2 protein-coding genes are annotated in these 3,166 nt (G+C 75.9%); both read right to left on the bottom strand.

Annotated features, from left to right (window positions below; translation table 11 throughout):
- A partial coding sequence (locus JNW87_RS36585; protein ID WP_238455290.1) for an SWIM zinc finger family protein occupies positions 1 to 723 on the bottom strand: 723 nt, incomplete at its 3' end.
- A partial coding sequence (locus JNW87_RS36580; RefSeq protein WP_238455289.1) for a DEAD/DEAH box helicase occupies positions 720 to 3,166 on the bottom strand: 2,447 nt, incomplete at its 5' end. The genes JNW87_RS36585 and JNW87_RS36580, both read right to left, overlap by 4 nt.

Below are 3,166 nucleotides of genomic sequence, written 5' to 3'. Positions count from 1 at the left end.
CGTCGGGGTGGACCCGCCCGTCGCCGGCCCGTCGCCGCGAGCCGGACCGGACCGCGCCATGGCCACGTCGGCCCCACCGGTCACCGGCTCCGAGGTGGCGGTCGCGCCGGCGGCGGCGCGCAGCGTACGCAGCCGGTCGAGCAGCTCTTCGCGGCTGCGGCCCCGCCAGTGCAGCAGTTGGAACGGGTCGGCGTCGAACGCCTCGGCGAGCAGATAGAAGGTGGCCGCGAGGTGCTTGCACGGCACCGCGAAGTCGGGGCAGCCGCAGCGTTGGGTCAGCTCGTCCACGATGGACGGGAAGAGTGGCGCGCCCGCCGCGGCGAACAGCTCCTCCAGCTCGGCCGGGAGGTCGCCGGCGAGCAGCCGGGCGCTGAAGAACGCCTGCCCGGCCAGTTCCGCCTCGATGCGGGCCCACACCTCGGCCGGGTGGGCCGCCAGCTCGATCCGCACCGGGTACGGGTCGGGCCGGGAGCCCTGCACGGCGGCGGTGACCAGCCCCGGGGCGATGTCCAGCCGGAGCACCTGACCGCGGCGCGCGTACGCTCGCCCTCGGGTGAGCCGGGTGCCGAGGGCGAACGACTCCAGCACCTCCAGGAACCGCCGGGACCACCAGGACTGTCCGATCGCGCCCCGGGTGCTGCGCGCCCGCAGCCCACCCTCCACCCGGCGCGGCGGCCCGAACTCGGCGAACCGCCCGCCCGCGTTCCCCTCCGGAGTGGTCACTCCACCACCGCCCCGGACTCGAGGGCGAAAAGCTCGCGCAGCGCCCCGGTGGAGAGCTCGGTGACCCACTGCTCGCCGCTGCCCACCACCCGTCCCGCCAGGCTCCGCTTGTCGGCGATCATGGCGGCCACCTTCTCCTCCACGGTGCCCGCGGAGACGAACTTGCGGACCTGTACGCGGCGGCGCTGGCCGATCCGGAACGCCCGGTCGGTGGCCTGGTCCTCGACGGCCGGGTTCCACCAGCGGTCGACGTGCACCACGTGGTTCGCCGCGGTGAGGGTGAGCCCGGTGCCGCCGGCCTTGAGCGACAGGACGAACAGCGGCGGTCCGTCGGACGACTGGAACCGGGTGACCATCGCGTCCCGGTCGGCCTTGCCGACGCCGCCGTGCAGGAAGAGCACCTCCCGGCCGGCCCGGGCCGACAGGTGCCCGCGCAGCATGCCGCCGAACTCGGCGTACTGGGTGAAGAGCAGGGCCTTCTCCCCCGCCGCGAGGACCTCGTCGACGATCTCCTCCAGCCGCTCCAGCTTGCCGGAGCGGCCGGGCAGCGGCGAGCCGTCGCGCAGCAGCTGCGCCGGGTGGTTGCAGACCTGCTTGAGCCGGGTCATGGTGGCCAGCACCAGCCCCCGGCGCTCCATCCCGTCGCTGGACTCGATCTTCGCCATCATGTCGTCGACCACCGCGCGGTAGAGCGCGGCCTGCTCGGCGGTGAGGTTGCAGAGCACCTCCATCTCCAGCTTCTCCGGCAGGTCGGAGATGATCGACGAGTCGGTCTTGAGCCGGCGCAGCACGAACGGGCCGGTGATCCGGCGCAGCCGCCCGGCCACCTCGTCGTCGCCGTGCCGCTCGATCGGCTCGGCGAACTTCTTCCGGAAGGTGGCGGCCGGGCCGAGCAGCCCGGGGTTCGCGAACTGCATGATCGACCAGAGGTCGGCCAGCCGGTTCTCCACCGGCGTACCGGTGACCGCGACCCGGTGCCGCGCGGGCAGCGACCGGACGGCCTCGGCCTGCCGGGTCGAGGCGTTCTTGATCGCCTGCGCCTCGTCCACCACCACCCGGTGCCAGTCGATGCCGGCCAGCGCGAACGCGTCCCGCGCGGCCACGGAGTAGGTGGTGAGCACCAGGTCCGCGTCGTGCACGGCCGTCCGGAACTCCGCCCCGCGCGCCCGCTCGGCCCCGTGATGCACGTGTACGCGCAACCCGGGCGTGAACCGGGCCGCCTCCCGCTGCCAGTTGCCGACCAGCGACATCGGACAGACCAGCAGGGTCGGTCCGGCCTCCGGCGGGTCCCCGGCCAGCAGGGCGAGCAGCTGCACCGTCTTGCCCAGCCCCATGTCGTCGGCGAGGATCCCGCCCAGCCCGAGCGACTGGAGGAAGGCCAGCCAGGCCAGTCCCCGCCGCTGGTACGGCCGCAGCGTGCCGTGGAAGCCGGGCGGGGGGTCGGCCGGGGTGAGCCGCCGTTCCGCGGCCCCGGCGAGCAGCTCGCCGAGCGCGCCGTCGGCGCTGACCTCCAGCACCGGCAGCTCGTCCGGCCGGTCGGTCTCGGCGAGGCCCAGCCGGAGCAGGTCGGCGACGGTCAGCTCGCCGGCCGAGCGGAGCAGCTTGAGGCCGGCGGCAAGTCGCTTCGGGTCCAGCTCCACCCAGCGCCCACGCAGCCGGACCAGTGGGGACTTCAGCTCGGCCAGGGCGGCCAGCTCCTCGGCCGTCAGCGGCTGGTCGCCGAGGGCGACCTCCCACCGGCAGTCGACCAGCGCGTCCAGCCCCAGCCCGGCGGAGGCGGCGGCGACCGTGCCCGGGGCGGTCCGGCTCCGGGCCCGCAGGCGGGCGCCCAGCCGCGTCGACGGCCGCCGCCACCAGGACGGCAGCAGCACCCCGAAGCCGGCCGCGTGCAGCACCGGGGCACCCTCCCGCAGGAAGCGGTGCGCCCCCTCCGCGTCCAGCTCCATCCCCTCCGGCGTGGCGGTCCGCAGCGCGTCGTCCAGCTCCGGCCAGAGCCGGCTGGCCCGACCCAGCTCGGCGAGCAGGGTCTCCTGCGGGTCGTCCACGGCGCCGAGCGCCGGCAGGTTGCCCGGCGAGCGCCACACGTGGCCCGCCTCGACCAGCAGCCCCGGCTCGTCGGCCGGTTGCAGACCGAACTGCACCCGCCACCGGCCTTCCTCGGCCACCACGGCAGCGGGGTCGGCCGGCACCACCAGCAGCGGCTCGGTGACCTCGTCGGGGTCCGGCTCGACCAGGCGGAAGCTGGCCCGGACCGGGCCGCCGGCGGCGTCGCGCTGCCAGGCGTCCAGCTCGGCGCGGAGGGTGTCCAGCCCGGCCGGGTCGACGGTGAACTCGCGGCGCTCGCCGGTGAGCGCCGCCAGCCAGGCCGGCACCGGCCCGCCCGGCCGGAGGCCCCGGGTGAGCACGGTTCCCGCGAGGGCGGCCCGGGCCGCGGCGTCGGCCA

The sequence above is a fragment of the Micromonospora sp. ATA51 genome, from assembly GCF_016802855.1.
Taxonomy (GTDB): Bacteria; Actinomycetota; Actinomycetes; order Mycobacteriales; family Micromonosporaceae; genus Micromonospora; species Micromonospora sicca.
This window is presented reverse-complemented; position numbering and strand designations above follow the sequence as displayed.